The sequence below is a fragment of the Psychrobacter sp. FME5 genome, assembly GCF_014861375.1.
In the GTDB taxonomy this organism is placed as follows: domain Bacteria; phylum Pseudomonadota; class Gammaproteobacteria; order Pseudomonadales; family Moraxellaceae; genus Psychrobacter.
The window spans coordinates 1-1,315 of record NZ_RRYX01000228.1; the positions used below are offsets into that span (position 1 = coordinate 1).

Annotated in this window: 2 protein-coding genes; both read right to left on the minus strand. The window is 39.8% G+C overall.

Annotation, left to right across the window (positions count from 1 at the left end; genetic code table 11):
- Positions 1 to 293: 293 nt before the first annotated feature.
- Positions 294 to 887: a hypothetical protein gene (locus EI161_RS14390; RefSeq protein ID WP_192529951.1), complete on the minus strand. Its 594-nt coding sequence runs from the start codon at positions 885 to 887 to the stop codon at positions 294 to 296.
- Positions 888 to 1,036: 149 nt separating this feature from the next.
- The coding region (locus EI161_RS14395; RefSeq protein WP_192524318.1) for an IS30 family transposase at positions 1,037 to 1,315 on the minus strand (279 nt) is incomplete at its 5' end.

A 1,315-nucleotide genomic window follows, 5' to 3' on the forward strand; every position in this document is an offset into this window, starting at 1 on the left:
TTCTCTTTGTTGTGGTAAACAAGAGTGTAAGGCGTTGCTTATTTTTTTCAACTATTTCCCAATTCTATACAGCCCCTAAGATAATAAGCGCTATTCTTTTATCGAGTACTACCTCTTACATATAAATTTCCATCTCATCAAGCTTGATAACTGTCATCAGATGAACAATCATTAATACTGTATTACCCAGTAAGCCATATCAGTTATTATCCACAAACACGCCAATGCTACCGCTAGCAATGCGAACATAGCGATTAATATCAACGTTACCGCAATCGACACTAATATTTGGCTCAATCAATATCCACAAAAGCAGGATCACTTAAGTCTTCTGCATTTGGTTCAGTAATAAATAGAGGATAACCCCGTTCAGCGGTATATTGACCTTCTTCAAGATCTATTGGCGCACGAGAAAATTGATAAGCGCCTTCAATCGGTATTTTCTGATTGCCCTTTTGCAAGTAAGCTTCGGTTAAAACTAAGTCTTTATCAAAGTTTATCTTAAGTGTGGCAAACTCATCAGGCCTGGCTGGCTGTTCATTAGTTACAAGGGAACGATTGGGATATAACTCTTTAAAATATTTAAAGAAGCGGTTTAGATTGGGGTCTTGGTAGTAGGGCTGATAGGATGCATTCCTAAGACTTCGAGCAGACCATTTAGGTCTAGGGTAAAGGTGAACTTCAATCTCGGTGCGCTCGCCAGACTCTTGATCAGTCGCCCACGTTCTAATTTTAGTCGGTACTGCTTTAAGCGCGTTGTCGTATTTACCCAACTGCTCATCGAGTACGGCAAATCTTTCGATATTGGCAAATTCAGCGTAGTATTCGCCATTCCATTCTTGCCCATCGATACTGATAGATAGATTCCAAGGGTATTTGGTCTGCATCTGCTTGTACCAGTCTGATGAGATAGTCCATGCGCCTGATTGCCATTGCTCATAACCCTCTGGGCTTTTATCCTTAAATGCTGAAAGGCTTTTGTTTTTGGTAATATCTTTATTCTTTAGATACTTAGATTAACACACCAAGTGCAACGCTAAATTATATTATAGAACACCTGATTGGGCGTTTTAAACCCTAATCGTTTTCTTGGTCTGTTGTTTAGTTTATTCTCAATGTCCTGTATCTCATTATCAGAGACTTGTCTAAAGTCACAACCCTTAGGCAAGAACTCTCTGATTAAGCCGTTAGTATTCTCGTTGGTTCCTCGCTGCCATGACGCATAAGCATCGGCAAAGAAGAAGGAAGTAAAGAGCTTTCGTTTCACCTTCTTATGCTGAGCAAACTCTTTACCATTGTCAGAGGTAATGGTCTT

Bases quoted from the DNA above. Each gene is read 5' to 3' on its own strand.
- EI161_RS14390 (WP_192529951.1), bottom strand. From the start codon at position 887: ATGCAGACCAAATACCCTTGGAATCTATCTATCAGTATCGATGGGCAA.